The organism is Methylobacterium tarhaniae, from assembly GCF_001043955.1.
GTDB classification, from domain to species: domain Bacteria; phylum Pseudomonadota; class Alphaproteobacteria; order Rhizobiales; family Beijerinckiaceae; genus Methylobacterium; species Methylobacterium tarhaniae.
Map to the genome: position 1 here is coordinate 36,572 of NZ_LABZ01000018.1, position 14,980 is coordinate 51,551.

The following is a 14,980-nucleotide window of genomic DNA, read 5'->3' on the forward strand; positions in this document are numbered from 1 at the left end:
CGAGGCCGCCGAGGCGGGCGGCCCCGGCCCGCGCATCACGGAGGTCCGCCCGTGCCGGATGTCCCCGCGCCAGTGCCGGCTGCTGAGGCACCGGGGGAGGCCGGGACCCTGCGCGCCGTTCTCTCGGCCGCCCCCCTGCCGTCCCTGCTGGTCGCGCCCGGTCCCACGGGCGAGGTGCGCTTCGCCAACCCGGCCGCCCTCGCCCTGCTCGGGGCGGCGCCCGCCGGCGTCGCGGCCCTCGGCGCCGAGCCCGAGGCCGAGGCGGCCCTGCGCGCGCTCCTGTCCTCCGGCGGGCCGGCCAGCGCCGAGGCGCTGCTGCGCCGGCGCGACGGGGCGACGCTCTGGGCGATGCTCCACCTCTCGCCGGTGCCGGAGCCGGGGGCGTCCGGCCTGCTCCAGGTCGTCGAGACGTCGCGGTGCCGCGACCTCGAGGCGGCGCTCGGCCTGGCGCAGCGCCGCGAGGCGCTCGGCCAGCTCACCAACGGCGTCGCGCACGAGTTCAACAACCTGCTCCAGATCCTGGTCGGCTACGTCGACGGCCTGCGCCGGCGTCTCGGCGAGCATCCGGATGCCTTCGTGCAGCGCGCGCTCACCCGCTCGACCGACGCCGCCGAGCGCGCCTCGACCTTGACCCGGCACCTCCTGGCCTTCTCGCGCCGGCACCGGCCGGAGCCGCGGGCGGTCGACCTGAACGGGCTCCTGCGCGACTACAGGGAGCGGGCCGCCGGCCTGCTCGGACCGGGACGCGCCCTCGACCTCGACCTCGCCGAGGACCTGTGGATCGCCTGCATCGATCCGGTCCAGACCGAGCTGATCCTGCAGATCCTGCTGCGCAACGCCGCCGAGGCGATGCCGGCCGGCGGATCCGTCACGGTCCAGACCCGCAACCATGGCGGCGAGGACGTGGCCGCCGACGGGGCGGTCGGGCGTCACGTCGCGCTCAGCGTCCTGGATACCGGCGCCGGCATGGCGCCGGAGGTGCTGGCCCGGGCGCTCGAGCCGTTCTTCACCACCCGCGAGCCCGGGCGCGGCACCGGCCTCGCCATCCTCAACGCCCTGGTCAAGCGCCAGAACGGCGCCGTCGCCCTGCGCAGCAGCCCCGGCGAGGGGACCTGCGTGCGCCTCACCTTCCCGGCCGCCGAGATGCCGCGGCTGCGGCCGCAACGAAGTGCTGCCGCACGCTAATCCCGGTCATCCCAAAAATTTATCGCTTGGCAGATCTGGCGCCGATCGGTGACTCTTCATCGGGTGTAGTTAGGATCTGGAAGGCATCCGGCGCGATGCCTCCCTTCTACTGCGCCACCCGCATCCCCATATGTGGCCTGGGGGGCGGGACGCCCCCACTGGTGATGGCACGAGGCGATACGAACCGATGATGACCACCTTCTCCCGCGGCCGCCGGACGGCGGTGGCCTTCGGCCTGGCGGCCCTGATGGCCGTGGCAGCGACGGCCGGCGAGGCGCGTCCCGGCAGCGGCTCCTCGATGGGATCGCGCGGCTCCCGCACCTACTCGGCGCCCGCACCGACGACGACCGCCCCCGGCGCCCCGGCGCCGATGCAGCGCTCGATGACCCAGCCCGGTTCGCAGATGGGGGCCCCGGCCGCGCCGCAGCGGCGCTTCGGCGGCGGCTTCTTCGCCGGCCTGCTCGGCGCGGGCCTGCTCGGCGCCCTGATCGGTGGCGGCTTCTTCGGCGGCCTCGGCGGCATCGCCTCGTTCCTCGGCCTGCTGCTCCAGGTCGGCCTCCTGGTCGGCATCGTCGTGCTGGCCCTGCGCTTCTTCCGCCGCCGCCGGGCCGAGCCGGCCATGGCGGGCGCCTATAACCGCAGCGGCCCGGCTTCCGGTCCCGGCGGCCCTCTCGGAGGCGGACTTGGCGGCGGGCTCGGTGGTGGATTGGGCGGCGGTCTCGGTGGCCTCGGTGCCGGTCTCGGCGGCGGTGCCGCCGCGCAGCAGGCCCGCCCGGCCAAGCGCGACGAGGTTGGCATCGGCCCGCAGGATTTCGACGCCTTCGAGCGCACGCTGACCGAGGTCCAGCTCGCCTACGGCGCCGAGGACGCCGCCACCCTGCGCCGCCTCACCACGCCCGAGATGTTTGGCTACTTCACGGAGGAGCTGCGGGCCAACGCCGCCCGCGGCGTGGTCAACAAGATCGCCGACGTGAAGCTGCAGCAGGGCGACCTCGCCGAGGCCTGGCGCGAAGGTCCGGTCGACTACGCCACCGTGGCGATGCGGTACACCCTGCGCGACGCGCTGATCGAGCGCGCCAGCAGCCGGGTCGTCGAGACCAACCCGCCCGAGGCGACGGAGGTCTGGACCTTCCTGCGCGAGCGCGGCGGCCAGTGGGTGGTCTCGGCCATCCAGCAGACCCGGTAACGGATCATCGCGCGGGGAGATCGCTCCCTGCGCTCCCCTCGCGAAGCCCCCGATCCTGGCCGGATCGGGGGCTTCGTCGTGTTCAGGCAGCCTCAGAGCGCCTGGGCCATCGCCACGAACCCCGCCACCGGCACCTCCTCGGCCCGGGCCGTCTCCGGGATGCCGGCGGCGGCGAGCAGGCGGGCCGGGTCCGGGGTCGCGGCCTTCAAGCTTTGGCGCAGCATCTTGCGGCGCTGGCCGAAGGCGGCGCCGGTCACGGCTTCGAGCGCCCGGACCCGGCAGGGCAGGGGCTCGGGAAGCGGCACCAGCCGCACCACGCTCGACGTCACCTTCGGCGGCGGCACGAAGGCGGATGGGGGCACGTCGAACAGGATCTGGGCTTTCGTGCGCCAGCCGCACAGCACGCCGAGCCGGCCGTAATTCGCCCGGTCGCCCTCGTCGGCGACGATGCGCTCGGCCACCTCGCGCTGGAACATCAAGGTCAGCGAGTCCCACCAGGGCGACCACGCCTCCGGCGTGAGCCAGCCGGTGAGGAGCTGCGTGCCGACGTTGTAGGGGAGGTTCGCGACGATCCGGGCCGGGCCCTCGCCGACGAGCGGCCGCGGGTCGAATTCGAGCGCGTCGGCCTCCACCACCTCCAGGCGGCCGGGATAGTGGGCTGCGATCTCGGCGAGCGCCGGCAGGGCGCGGGGGTCGCGCTCGATCGCGATCACCTTGGCCGCGCCGTGCATCAGCAGCGCCCGGGTCAGGCCGCCGGGGCCGGGGCCGACCTCGACCACCGTCACGCCCTCCAGCGGCCCCGCCGACCGGGCGATCCGGCCGGTCAGGTTGAGGTCGAACAGGAAGTTCTGGCCCAGCGAGCGGCGGGGCATCAGGTCGTGCACCTGCACCACCTCCCGCAGCGGCGGCAGACCGTCCGGCGCGCTCATGCGGCCACTCCTTCCGGCGCCCGGGTCAGCCGGCCGGCCAGCTTCAGGGCCGCGATCAGGCTGTCGGGCTTCGCCAGGCCCTTGCCGGCGATGTCGAAGGCGGTGCCGTGATCCGGCGAGGTGCGCAGGAACGGCAGCCCGAGCGTCACGTTCACGCCCTCGTCGAAGGCGAGCGTCTTGATCGGGATCAGGGCCTGGTCGTGGGTCGGGGCGAGCGCCACGTCGTAGGCGGCTCGCGCCCGGGCGTGGAACAGCGTGTCGGCCGGGTGCGGGCCGGTGATGGCGATGCCCTCGGCCCGCAGGCGCTCGATCGCCGGGGCCAGCACGTCGCGATCCTCGGTGCCCATGGTGCCGGCCTCGCCCGCATGCGGGTTGAGCCCGGCGAGCACGAGGCGCGGCTGGCCGAGGCCGAAGCGGGCCCGCATGTCGCGCTCGACGATGCGGGCGGTCTCGACCACGAGGTCGGCCGTCAGCAGCTCCGGCACCCGGCGCAGCGCCACGTGGATCGTCACCGGGACGACCGCCAGCTCCTCGGACCACAGCAGCATCACGGGCGTCGGCGGCGTCGCCCCGGGCTCCGCCGCCAGGGCCGCCAGGTACTCGGTATGGCCGGGATGGCGGAAGCCCGCCTCGTAGAGCACGTGCTTGGCGATCGGGTTGGTGACGAGGGCCGGCGCGCGGCCGGCCCGCACCAGCCGCACCGCCTCGTCGATCGAGGCGAGGGTGCCGGCAGCGCTCGCCGGATCGGGTGTGCCCGGCTCCGCCGTGACGGTGAGCCCGTCCGGCAGCCTGACCACCGGCAGAGCCCGGGTGAAGGCCTGCGCTGCCGTCTCGGGGGTCACTGCGGCGAGCGGCACCGCGAGCCCGAGCCGTGCCGCGATTCTCGTCAGGAATTCCGGGTCGCCGATGACGAAGAACGGCGCCAGGCCGTGCTCCTCGCGGGCGAGCCAGGCCCGCAAGGTGATCTCCGGGCCGATCCCGGCCGGATCGCCCTGTGTCAGCGCGAGGGCTGTGGTCATCGCGGGTCCCGTTGCGTGATGGCGCATCCCCGCGCCATGACATCCCGGCTCCCGCCGGGCAAGCACCTCCGGGTCCGGAGGAGCCGCCCGGCCCGTCACCGGGCCGTGGCGATGCCGTCCGCCGTCGTGGTGGTGCTGAGGTTCTGGCGGAAATTCGCCTCGCCGAGGGTGCGCAGCTCGATCCGCAGCAGGAAGGTGCGGTTGCGCTCGCGCAGGCCCGCCGCGGTCTCGATCGGCGAGGAGAGATAGTTCAGCGAGATCGTCGTGCACTCGTCGCGGTAGCCGAAGCCGATGCCCGACGACGAGACGTAGAACTTGTCCGCCCGGTCGTAGGTCGGCGCCGTGCCGACCGGGTTGAGGAAGTAGGACTGGGCCGCCGAGGCGTAGAACTCGCGCACCTGGAGGTAGTGCGAGAGGTCGAACAGCACCGAGCCGGTCACGAACCAGTTCGGCGTGATGTTGTAGAGGGCCGAGGCCTGCAGGCCCTCGCGGCGGCGGTCGTAGCCGAGCTCGGGCTGCGCCTCGTAGCGGGCGTAGATCAGCGAGGTCTCGAGGGGCAGGAACGGCGCGAACTTCGCGGTGATGCCGCTCTCGAAGCGCTTGAGCGCGAAGGTGGCGTTGTCGAACCGGGCCCGGGTGATGAAGCTGATGTTCTGGTTCGGCGAGATCTGGAAGCGCGAGACGAAGTCCGACCGGGTGGTCTCGAGGCCGGAATCGCGGCCGACATTGGCGATGTCGCCGCGGCGGAACGAGTTGACGCCGGCGAGCGCGATCGACTCGCCGAACATCGCGTTCATGTAGAAGCCGTTGCGGCCGGTGATCGAGTACTCGGCGCCGAGATTGGCGCGCACGCCGCCCTCGACCCGGTCATAGCCCGAGAACTTGTCCCACTCGAACAGCGAGGTGTCGTCGAAGACGAGGCTCTGGGCGTCCTCGTTCGGCAGGCGGCCGATGCGGGTCTCGCTCGGCCGCGCGATCACCTGGACGACCGGCGAGACCGTGTGGACGCCGAGCGGGCCCATATCGGCCACGAAGGGATAGCGGTACTCGAGCCCGACCGCCGGCATCACCCGGCCGGAGAAGTTCGACTCGGGCGAGAACAGGTTGCTGATCTCGGGGTTCTGGTAGCCGGTCGTGCTCGGGTTCACGAAGAAGGCGTCGCCGCGCAGGTAGGCGAAGGGCTGCCAGCGCTGGCCGAACTCGTCCGTGAAGGTGCGCCGCCACGAGACCTGGGCGGTCGCCCGGGTGGTGTCGCCGGCGAGCCCGCTCACCAGGCACTGGCCGCGCTCGAACACCGAGCAGGTGCTGTAGAGCGGGAAGGTGATGCCGTTGATGCTCGGGCTGAGCAGGTAGGTGCCGGTGCGCGGGATCTGGGTGTACTGGGTCGCGTCCCGGGTCAGGTGCGTGAAGTTGGCCTGGAACCGCACCTCGCCGCCGATCGGGTCGGGCCCGTCCCGGCGCTTGTCGTAATCGATCACCGGGGCGACGATCGGCTGCTGCTTCTGCCAGTCGTAGGTCGACAGGCCCTTGAAGTAGTAGCCCCGCGCCTCGAACCACGAGCGGTCGCCCTGCCCGATCAGGTAGGCGGTGGAGACCGCCTCACGGAAATAGTCCGTGCTGATCGTCTGGTTGCGGATGCGGTAATTGTCGAGGAACCACTTGTCGGTGACGCCGACGACGTCCCAGCCGGCGCGCCAGTTCTGGCCGAGGTAGAAATGGCCGGCGGATTCGATCGAGCCGCGGAAGTCGCGGTCGCCGGAGCCGAGGGGCCCGGGCAGGAAGGCGCTCGGGGTCGACTGGAAGATGCCGCTGACCCGGACGTTGTAGAAGCCGTTGGCGAGGCGCTGGCGCCACTCGGCCTGGCCGAGCACGCCCTGCTTCGACAGGAAGGTCGGCTCGACGGTGAGGTCGTAATCGGGCGCGATGTTCCAGAAGAACGGCGTGCCGATGCCGTAGCCGAGCACGTTCGAGGACACGAAGTGCGGTGCCAGGAAGCCGGTATCGCGCCGCACCGTCGGGTCGGGCGAGTAGAAGTAGGGCAGGTAGGCGACCGGGATTCCGGCCACTTCGAGGGTCGAATCCTCGTAGTAGATCCGGCGCTCCTCGTTGTTGTGGATGATCCGCGCCGCCTTCACCTGCCACAGCGGCGGCCGCTCGGGATTGTCCTTGCACGGCTCGCAGGCGGTGTAGGTGCCGTACTCGAAGGTCGTGGTCTGGCCCTCGATGCGCTCCGCCCGCGGGGCGGAGAAGCGCACCCGGGCCGGGCGGCCGCGCTGCTCGATGGTCTGCTGGATGCGCAGCGAGTCGATGAAGCCGGACTTGAAGTCGTCGGTCAGCTCCATCCGGTCGCCGGTCACCACCGAGCCGGTCTCGTCGGTGAGGCGGACATTGCCCTCGGCGAAGACCCGGCCGGTATTGCGGTCGTAGCGCACGCGGTCGGCCAGCAGGGTGCGCGGGCCGTAATGCAGCTCGGCATTGCCGACCGCCGAGACCGTGTTGCGGTCGTTGTCGTAGACGAGCTCCTTGGCCTCGACGAGCAGGCGCTCGTTGTTGCCCTTGGCAGCGTTCTTGGCCGAGCCGGCCGCCAGGCGGTCGTTGAGCGTGCCCTGCGCGCGCGCAGGCTCGCTCGCGCCCACCGTGACGGCGGCGGCCAGCAGAACCGTCAGGGATCCCGTGACCGCGGCGCCCGCGGCCTTACGCACGACTCGACCCATCCCCGCACCCGCTATGCCCGCGCCGCCTTGCCGGAGGGTGGGCATCAGCCGTCCTCCAGGTGCAGAAGCGCGAGCGTTCCGAGGAGACTCCCTACCACGGCCGGGAACCACGCCGCCACCGGAGCCGCCACTAATCCAGAGGCGCCGAGGCCCTCCATCACCTGCCGCGCCACGTACAGGACGAAGCCCGCCGCGACGCCGCCGAGCACCATCTTGCCGATGCCACCAAAGCGGAAGAACCTTAACGAAACCGATGCCGCCACCAGCACCATCGCCAGGAACAGCACCGGCCGCGCCATCAGCACGTCGTACTGAAGGCGGTAACGCGTGGCGTCGAGTCCCGCCCGCTCGGTCCGGGCGATCGTCTCGTTGAGTTGCCAGAAAGGCACGGATTCCGGCGGGGTGAAGCGCTGGCGCACCTGCGACGGGTCGAGGGTCGAGGCGATCAGGTAGGTGTCGTAGCTCTGCGGCTCCGCATCCAGCCCTTGCACCCGCACGTCCTGCAATTCCCAATAGCCGTCGTGCAGGGTGGCCCGCGCCGCCTGCATCTGCTGGGTGAAGGCGCCCGCATCGTCGAAGGTGAACACCGCGACGCCGGCGAGCGTGGTCGTGCCCTCCACCGCGGTCTCGGCCCGGATGACCGCCTGGCCGTCGATGCTGCGCTGGCGGATCCACAGGTCCTTGCCGGAGCCGGCCTTCGACGAGCGGGAGAAGATCTTGGCCTCGATCTCCGTCGAGCGCTGCTTCAGCTCGGCCGAGACCGGGTTGTAGATTCCGACCGTGAAGGCGCCGATGCCGAGCGCCACCAGGGCGCCGGGCTGCAGGAACTGCCAGGCCGAGATGCCGGCGGCACGGGCCACCACCAGTTCGAGCTTGCGGCTGAGCTGGAGCAACGCCGCCATGGCGCCGAACAGGATCGCGAAGGGCAGGACCTGCTCGGCCACCGCCGGGGTGCGGAACAGCGCGAGCCGGGCCATCACGGCGGCCGAGGCGCCCTCGGCATCGCCGGCCCGGCGCATCAGCTCGACGAAGTCGAGGGTGTAGACGAGGGCGAAGACCGTGAGGAAGACCCCCAGGATCATGCGCAGGAAGCGGGCCGCCAGGTAGCGGCCGAGGGTGACGCCGATCAGCATGCCGGTTCAGCCCGCCCGGACCCGGGTCGCCCGGGCCGGCAGCGCCTCCGAGAGCCGGCGCAGCCGCGCGGCCAGCGCGGCGTTGAAGGCCCGCACCCGGTTGCCCTGGGTGGCGACGAGGAGGGAGAGCGCGATCGCGACGAGCGGCACGGCGTAGACCGCCGCGACGGCCCCCTGGCTGCGCACCGCCGCGCTCGCGGCGGCGAAGCCCGCGATGCGCAGGCCCACCACGGCGGCGATGGCGCCCGCGACGGCCAGGCCGCGGCCCTGGCGGGTGGTGCGGGGATCGCCGAGCGCCGCGAAGGCGATCAGGCCGAGCGCCAGCGGGTAGAGCCAGGACGAGAGCCGGTCGTGCAGCTCGGCCCGGAAGCGGCCCTTGGTCAGCTTGTAGTAGGTCTCGTTCGCGTCCGGGAAGAGCAGCTGCACGGTCGAGCGCTCCCGCGGCTTGTAGATCGTGTCGGCATCCGGCGGCGTGAACGCCGCGAGGTCGACGGCGTAGCGCTGGAAGGTGATGATCGAGGAATCGCGGCTGTTCGGCTGCTGGCGGTGGATGCTGCCCTTCTCCAGGACCAGGTAGGTCTGGCCGTCGAGATCGACCGCCTGGCCGCGCTCGGCGAGGTAGACCACGGTCCGCCCGGCCTCGCGCCGGTCCTGCATGAAGATGCCGAGAAGCGCGCCGTTCGGCGACCGCTCGCGGAAATGGAAGGTGATGCCGCTGTCGAGGGTGGTGAACTGCCCCTCCTTGACCACGTTGGCGATGAAGTCGCCCCGCACGCGGGTCAGCACGTCGCGCAGCTCCTGGAAGCTCGACGGCATCACCTGGATGGTCAGGAAGCCGATCGCGGCGCTGACGATGAGGCCGAGCGTCAGGAACGGCCGCATCAGGTGGCGCGGCGACATGCCCGCCGCGCTCATCACGATCAGCTCGGAATCGCCGTTGAGCTTGTTCAGGGCGTAGACCACCGCGATGAACAGGGCGACCGGCGCGATCACGGTGATCAGCGTCGGCAGCGACAGACCGGTGATCAGGAAGAAGATCAGCAGGGTCTGGCCCTTGGCCGTGATCAGGTCCAGCTCGCGCAGGGCTTGCGTCACCCAGATCACGCCGGTGAGGCCGATCAGGCACGACAGGAAGGCCCCGAGGGCGATGCGGAAGATGTATCGCTCGATCTGCTTCATCGGCCGGTTGCGGTCGGGCCCCCTTCCGCTCGATGCTGGTTAGGCGTCCCCCGCCGGCCGCACAAGCATCGGGTGTCCTCAAGCACGGCAAGTGCGGCCTTTTGCGGGCGGGCGCGCCCGGGCCGCCACACCGGGCCGCGTTGCGTTCCGGCGCCCCGCCCCGCTACACAGGGCCGACGCGGCGCCTCAGACACGCGCTTCCTAAGGACGGGACGAAAGCAACGCCATGGCGGACGGCATCAGCATCGAGATCGAATCCCTCGCCGCGTCCGGCGCGTCGGCCAAGCCAGGCGGCGACCTCGTGCTGTTCGTGGGCGAGGACCTCGCCCTCTCGCCGCGGGCCGCCGAGATCGCGGGGCCGGGTGCGGCCGAGCTGGTGGCCCGCGCGGCGGGCGTCGAGCGCTTCAAGGGCAAGGCGTCGAGCGCCCTCGTCCTCACCGCCCCGGCGGGCCTGTCGGTCGAGCGGCTGGTGGTGATCGGCACCGGCTCCGACGAAGCGGCCTCCCGCGACTGGGCAACGCTCGGCGGCTACACCGCCGGCAAGCTCGGCAGCCGTTCGGCGACGGTGGTGCTCGAATGGCCCGGCACCGCCCCCGGCTCCGACGAGGTCGCGGCCTTCTCGCTGGGTGCGCGGCTTCGCGCCTACAAGTTCGACCGCTACAAGAGCAAGAAGTCGCCCGAGGGCGAGGAGAATGGCGGGGGCGGGCGCCTGACCCTGCTGGTTCCCGAGAATGCCGGTCTGAAGAAGGCCCTTCGCGGGTCGGACGGGCTGGCCGAGGGCGTGATCCTCGCGCGCGAGCTCGTCAACGAGCCGCCGAACGTCCTCGACCCGGAGGAATTCGCCCGCCGCGCCTCCGCGCTCGAGAAGCTCGGCGTCGAGATCGAGGTCCTCGACGAGAAGGACATGAAGAAGCTCGGCATGCGGGCCCTGCTCGCCGTCGCGCAGGGCTCGGCCAAGGAGGCCCGGGTCGTCATCATGCGCTGGAACGGGGCCGAGGATTCCTCCGAGGCGCCGGTGGCCTTCATCGGCAAGGGCGTGTGCTTCGATTCCGGCGGCATCTCCATCAAGGGGAGCGGCGGCATGGAGGACATGAAGGGCGACATGGCGGGCGCCGCCTGCGTGGTCGGCCTGATGCACGCGCTCGCCAGCCGCAAGGCCAAGGTGAACGCGCTCGGCGCCATCGGCCTCGTCGAGAACATGCCCGACGGCAAGGCCCAGCGCCCCGGCGACATCGTCACCTCGATGTCGGGCCAGACGATCGAGATCATCAACACCGATGCCGAGGGGCGGCTCGTCCTCGCCGACGTGCTCTGGCACGTGCAGCAGGCCTACCGCCCGCGCTTCATGATCGACCTCGCGACCCTGACGGGCGCGATCCTGGTGGCGCTCGGCCAGGAATATGCCGGCATGTTCTCGAACAACGACGAACTCGCTCAGCGCCTCTCGGCCGCCGGCGAGGCCACCGGCGAGAAGGTCTGGCGCATGCCGATGACGCCCGGATTCGACAAGCTGATCGAGTCGAAATTCGCCGACATGAAGAACACCGGCGGCCGCCACGGCGGCTCGGCCACGGCGGCGCAGTTCCTGAAGCGCTACGTCAACGACGTGCCGTGGATCCACCTCGACATCGCAGGCGTCGGCATGGGCTCGCCGGCGACCGAGACCAACCGCTCCTGGGGTTCGGGCTGGGGCGTTCGCCTCCTCGACCGGCTCGTGCGCGACCATTACGAGGCGTGAGCGCCGTCGTCGCCGGCACCGCTCCCGTGGCCGCCCGGACGGGGCGCCTCGCCGCCGCGATCCCGCTCGCGGCGGCCCTCGCCGCGGTGGCGCTCGCCGCCGCATCCGGCGCGACGCAGGGCGGCCTGGCCTCGGCCGGCCTCGACCCGTGGGTCTACGGCTTCTTCGCCGACCGCTACCCGCTGTTCTTCGCGGCCATCGCCTACGGGGCGGCCCAGGTGGCGCTCCTGCCCGTCTCCGCCCCCGGCTGGCGCGGCTGGCTCGGCGCGCTCCTCGGCCTCGCCCTGGTCCTCGGCCTGTCGCTGCACCCGACCTATGGCGGTCTCGTGCTGCGGGCCGGCTTCTCGGTCGGCGGCGTCGCCTTCCTGTCCGGGCAGACGATGGGGGTGGCGCAAGGCCTCGGGGCGATCGTGGCGGCTGTCGTCCTCGGGTCTGCCCTGGGCTTTCCGGCCCTCCTCGCCCGCGGCCTGCCGCGGCGGGGTGCTTGGCTGCGGTCCTGCGGCCTGGGGCTCCTGCGTTTCGCCGCCCTCGCCTGGGCGCTGGGCCTGCTGGCGGCTGCGCGGGATCTCGGCCTGGCGGGCTTCCCGCGCCTGCCCTTGTCCGGCGCGCAGGCGGCCCTGGCCGGGACCATCGTGCTCGCGGCGTTCCTGCCCCACACGATCTTCGGCCTGATCGGCCCCCGTGCGTCGGTTGAAACGACCCCGGGGAGAGGCTAACCGGAAGGAAAGCCGGAGCCCGTCGAGGTATCCGGCGCCGGGGAGGGTGGAGTTCATGGGCGAGGGTTCGACAGGCATGGGGTCGAGCGCGATGGAACCGAACGCCCCGCCGCGGCCCTGGCTCGCCGCCTATCCGGCCGGCGTCCCGGCGGAGATCGAGACGGGGAGCCTCGGCACCCTGGTCGAGCTGATCGAAACCGCCGCGCAACGCTTCGCCGACCGCCCGGCCATCACCTGCTTCGGCGCCTCCCTGACCTTCGCCACCCTCCACCGGGAGGGCAGGGCGGTCGCGGCCTGGCTGCAGGCGCAGGGCATCGCCAAGGGCGACCGGGTCGCCATCATGATGCCGAACGTGCCGGCCTTTCCGATCGCGCTGGTCGGGGCGCTGCTCGCCGGCGCCACGGTGGTCAACGTCAACCCGCTCTACACCCCGCGCGAGCTGACCCACCAGATGCGCGATGCCGGCGCCCGGGTGCTCTTCGTGCTGGAGAACTTCTGCCACACGGTGGCCGAGGCGGTGCCGGAACTGCCCAGCCTCGAGCGGGTGGTGGTGGCCGGGGCCGGCGACGGCCTGGGGTTGAAGGGCTCGCTGATCACCCTGGCGGCGCGCCACATCAAGAAGGCGGTGCCGGCCTTCACCCTGCCGTCCGCGCGCCAGACTGCCTTCAAGGCGGTGCTCGCGGCCGGACGCCGCGCCGCCTTCCGGCCGGTCACGGTCGCCCCGGACGACCTCGCCTTCCTGCAATATACCGGCGGCACCACCGGCGTATCGAAAGGGGCGATGCTCACCCATCGCAACGTCGCCGCCAATGTCGAGCAGAGCCGGGTCTGGTTCCGCATGCGCGACGACGAGGGGCCGGGCCGGGTGATGGTCACGGCCCTGCCGCTCTATCACATCTTCGCGCTGACCTGCTGCTTCTTCTTCATGACGCGGCTCGGCGCCTGCTGCCTGCTGGTGCCGAACCCGCGTGACATCGGCGGCTTCGTGACGTTGCTGCGCAAGAGCCGCTTCACCAACCTGTCGGGCGTCAACACCCTGTTCAACGCCCTGCTCAACCACCCCGACATTGGCAGGGTGGATTGGTCGCGGCTCGAATACACCATCGCCGGCGGCATGGCGATGCAGGCGCCCGTGGCCCGGCGCTGGAAGGCCGTGACCGGCAAGCCGGTGATCGAGGGCTACGGCCTGTCGGAGACCTCGCCCGTGGTCTCCATCAACCCGCCCGACCTGCACGATTGGTCGGGCACCATCGGCTATCCGGCCCCCTCGACCGAGGTCTGCATCCGCGACGCCGCCGGCGCCACCCTGCCGATGGGCCAGCCCGGCGAGCTCTGCGTGCGCGGACCCCAGGTGATGGCCGGCTATTGGGGCAGGCCCGACGAGACCGCCCGGGCGATGACCCCGGACGGGTTCTTCCGCACCGGCGACATCGCCGTGATCGAGCCCGACGGGCAGGTCCGCATCGTCGACCGGATGAAGGACATGATCCTGGTCTCAGGCTTCAACGTCTACCCGAACGAGGTCGAGGACGTGCTCGCCGCCCATCCGGGCGTGCTCGAAGTGGCGGTGGTGGGCGAACCCGCGGCGGAGACCGGCGAGAGCGTCGTCGCCCACGTGGTCCGGCGCGACCCCGACCTGACGGCCGAGTCCCTGCGGGCGCATGCCCGGGAGAGCCTCACCGCCTACAAGGTGCCCCGCCGCTTCGTCTTCCGCGACAGCCTGCCGAAGACGAATGTCGGCAAGGTGCTGCGGCGGGCGCTGCGGGAGGGGGAGACGGCGGCGTAGCATTCCGGCCCCGGGCCCTCCCCCTCTGCGGGGGAGGGTGCCGGATGAGGCGGAACCATGCTGACAGGCGCCATACTTGGCGCCGTCGCGCTGCCCCTCTCCCGGCCTGCTCCGCAGGCCACCCTCCCCCGCGGAGGGGGGGAGGGTTCAGGGCGCGCGCCTCACCCCACGGTGATCCCCACCTCCTCGGTCTGCGAGAATCCGTTATCCCCCGTCCAGGTGAAGCGCAGCGTTCCCGTTTTCGTCGCCACGGTGGTGAAGGTGAGGTACGGGTTGGCGGCGCTCGCCGGTGACAGCTCGGCGCGAAAGACCTCCTCGCCGTCATAGGAACAGACGAACTCGGTGATGATGTTGCGCGGGATCAGGCGGCCGTCCTGCCCTGGGCGGTAGCCGGTCTCCATCGGGTGCGAGATCAGGGTCTTGATCTCGATCACCGCACCCGCCTTGGCGGTCTTCGGCAGGTTGATGAGGGCGCGGGCCATCGTCACGATCCTTCCACGCAGGCCGCAAGCGTGACGATCGCGTCGGCGGTCGCGGACCAGAAGGTGCCGTCGCGCATCTCCGCGATGGCGGTGATGGTCTGGGAATCGGCCAGGCGAATCCGGGTGTTGATGGCCGCGCGGCCGGCCCGCGGGCCGAGATGCAGCGTCACGACGTGAGGCTGCGGGTTCTTGTCGTTGAACACCGCGATGCGGCGGACGAAGTCCGTCTCGCTCATCGGGCTCTCGACGGTGATCGCCAGCGGCACGGTGTTGCCGTTCTCGACCAGCGGCGGCATGTCGAGGTGGATCCGGCCCGCCTGGACCGTGGCGCCGCCGGTGAAGCGGCGGATCGCCTCCACGGTGGCCTCCCGGCTCGGCCGGATGATCGCGGCAGCGCCTGGGCGCACCAGCGCGACGGTGAGCAGGCCGGCGCCCCCGGCGAGGATCGTGCGGCGATGGAGCCTCGCGCCGTTCGTTGCGCGTATCGTCATGGCGTCCCGCGCCCTCCTTTCAGGGTGACGAGATAGGCGATCACGTCCTCGATCTCGCCCACCTCCAGCACCGGCCGGCCGCGCCAGGCTGCCGCGACCTGCGCGCCGTCGACCCGGTAATAGGAGGGCATCAGGGTTGCCGGGTTCAAGATGCGCCCGTCGACGAGCCGCAGCCGCAGCTGCCCCTCCGTGAGCCGCGCTCCCACGTCAGAGAGGTCGGGCCCGAGATCGCCGGCCGGGGCGCCGCCGCCGAGGCCGGTATGGCAGAGCGGGCACAGGCCCTTGCGGGTGTCGGTGGCGATCACTCGGCCGCGCTCGGCATCGCCGGTGCGCCCGTCGAGCGGCAGCGGAATCGCGTCGCCGACGACCGTCACCGGAGCGAGGGCGGTCTGGGTGAGGGCGAGAAGCACGGCAGCCCGTCG

At 71.9% G+C, this 14,980-nt stretch carries 13 protein-coding genes; 5 read left to right on the forward strand and 8 right to left on the reverse strand.

The features are described from left to right. The first annotated feature begins 51 nt into the window (after positions 1 to 51). Positions 52 to 1,185: an ATP-binding protein gene (locus VQ03_RS02845; protein ID WP_053078369.1), complete on the forward strand. Its 1,134-nt coding sequence runs from the start codon at positions 52 to 54 to the stop codon at positions 1,183 to 1,185. A gap of 187 nt (positions 1,186 to 1,372) precedes the next feature. After that, positions 1,373 to 2,371 (forward strand): TIM44-like domain-containing protein, encoded by a 999-nt coding sequence (locus VQ03_RS02850; protein WP_048449348.1) that lies wholly within the window; start codon positions 1,373 to 1,375, stop codon positions 2,369 to 2,371. Between the two features lie 92 nt (positions 2,372 to 2,463). On the opposite strand, the gene rsmA is transcribed toward VQ03_RS02850, so the two are convergent. The 5 genes from rsmA to lptF form a co-directional block, all read right to left on the reverse strand. Next, entirely contained in the window at positions 2,464 to 3,300 is an 837-nt protein-coding gene (gene rsmA / locus VQ03_RS02855; protein ID WP_048449349.1) for a 16S rRNA (adenine(1518)-N(6)/adenine(1519)-N(6))-dimethyltransferase RsmA, read from the reverse strand. After that, positions 3,297 to 4,319: a 4-hydroxythreonine-4-phosphate dehydrogenase PdxA gene (pdxA, locus tag VQ03_RS02860; RefSeq protein WP_048449350.1), complete on the reverse strand. Its 1,023-nt coding sequence runs from the start codon at positions 4,317 to 4,319 to the stop codon at positions 3,297 to 3,299. Before pdxA ends, rsmA begins: the two co-directional genes overlap by 4 nt. Positions 4,320 to 4,414: 95 nt before the next feature. Next, the gene (locus VQ03_RS02865) at positions 4,415 to 7,021 is read right to left on the reverse strand and encodes an LPS-assembly protein LptD (RefSeq protein WP_425350023.1); all 2,607 of its coding nucleotides are present in this window, start codon (positions 7,019 to 7,021) and stop codon (positions 4,415 to 4,417) included. Between the two features lie 56 nt (positions 7,022 to 7,077). Beyond that, positions 7,078 to 8,166 carry an LPS export ABC transporter permease LptG gene (gene lptG / locus VQ03_RS02870; protein ID WP_048449352.1) on the reverse strand — a complete coding sequence of 363 codons (1,089 nt, stop codon included), beginning with the start codon at positions 8,164 to 8,166 and terminating at the stop codon, positions 7,078 to 7,080. A 6-nt stretch (positions 8,167 to 8,172) separates the two neighbouring features. Then, entirely contained in the window at positions 8,173 to 9,345 is a 1,173-nt protein-coding gene (gene lptF, locus VQ03_RS02875) for an LPS export ABC transporter permease LptF (RefSeq protein WP_048449353.1), read from the reverse strand. 226 nt (positions 9,346 to 9,571) lie between these two features. Between lptF and VQ03_RS02880 the strand changes: the two genes are divergently transcribed. The 3 genes from VQ03_RS02880 to VQ03_RS02890 are packed head-to-tail and all read left to right on the forward strand — an operon-like array spanning position 9,572 to position 13,585. Next, positions 9,572 to 11,083 (forward strand): leucyl aminopeptidase, encoded by a 1,512-nt coding sequence (locus VQ03_RS02880; protein ID WP_048449354.1) that lies wholly within the window; start codon positions 9,572 to 9,574, stop codon positions 11,081 to 11,083. Beyond that, on the forward strand, positions 11,080 to 11,799 hold the full coding sequence (locus VQ03_RS02885; protein ID WP_053078370.1) for a hypothetical protein: 720 nt from the start codon (positions 11,080 to 11,082) through the stop codon (positions 11,797 to 11,799). Before VQ03_RS02880 ends, VQ03_RS02885 begins: the two co-directional genes overlap by 4 nt. A gap of 55 nt (positions 11,800 to 11,854) precedes the next feature. After that, positions 11,855 to 13,585, forward strand: a complete 1,731-nt coding sequence (locus VQ03_RS02890) for an AMP-binding protein (protein WP_280948427.1) — start codon at positions 11,855 to 11,857, stop codon at positions 13,583 to 13,585. Positions 13,586 to 13,746: 161 nt separating this feature from the next. Here VQ03_RS02890 and soxZ read toward each other — a convergent pair whose 3' ends face one another. Genes soxZ through soxX form a run of 3 tightly spaced genes read right to left on the reverse strand, consistent with a single transcriptional unit; the run spans position 13,747 to position 14,968 of the window. Beyond that, positions 13,747 to 14,067, reverse strand: a complete 321-nt coding sequence (gene soxZ / locus VQ03_RS02895) for a thiosulfate oxidation carrier complex protein SoxZ (RefSeq protein WP_048449356.1) — start codon at positions 14,065 to 14,067, stop codon at positions 13,747 to 13,749. Positions 14,068 to 14,069: 2 nt separating this feature from the next. Then, a complete protein-coding gene (locus VQ03_RS02900; RefSeq protein WP_048449357.1) occupies positions 14,070 to 14,558 on the reverse strand; it encodes a SoxY-related AACIE arm protein in 489 nt (162 codons plus the stop codon). Beyond that, positions 14,555 to 14,968, reverse strand: a complete 414-nt coding sequence (gene soxX, locus VQ03_RS02905) for a sulfur oxidation c-type cytochrome SoxX (RefSeq protein WP_208605471.1) — start codon at positions 14,966 to 14,968, stop codon at positions 14,555 to 14,557. Before soxX ends, VQ03_RS02900 begins: the two co-directional genes overlap by 4 nt. Between the last annotated feature and the right edge of the window lie 12 nt (positions 14,969 to 14,980).

Coding starts and splice junctions, on each gene's coding strand:
- lptF (WP_048449353.1), bottom strand. CDS start 9,345: ATGAAGCAGATCGAGCGATACATCTTCCGCATCGCCCTCGGGGCCTTC.
- VQ03_RS02890 (WP_280948427.1), top strand. CDS start 11,855: ATGGGCGAGGGTTCGACAGGCATGGGGTCGAGCGCGATGGAACCGAAC.
- soxZ (WP_048449356.1), bottom strand. CDS start 14,067: ATGGCCCGCGCCCTCATCAACCTGCCGAAGACCGCCAAGGCGGGTGCG.
- VQ03_RS02900 (WP_048449357.1), bottom strand. CDS start 14,558: ATGACGATACGCGCAACGAACGGCGCGAGGCTCCATCGCCGCACGATC.
- VQ03_RS02880 (WP_048449354.1), top strand. CDS start 9,572: ATGGCGGACGGCATCAGCATCGAGATCGAATCCCTCGCCGCGTCCGGC.
- pdxA (WP_048449350.1), bottom strand. CDS start 4,319: ATGACCACAGCCCTCGCGCTGACACAGGGCGATCCGGCCGGGATCGGC.
- rsmA (WP_048449349.1), bottom strand. CDS start 3,300: ATGAGCGCGCCGGACGGTCTGCCGCCGCTGCGGGAGGTGGTGCAGGTG.
- lptG (WP_048449352.1), bottom strand. CDS start 8,166: ATGCTGATCGGCGTCACCCTCGGCCGCTACCTGGCGGCCCGCTTCCTG.
- VQ03_RS02850 (WP_048449348.1), top strand. CDS start 1,373: ATGATGACCACCTTCTCCCGCGGCCGCCGGACGGCGGTGGCCTTCGGC.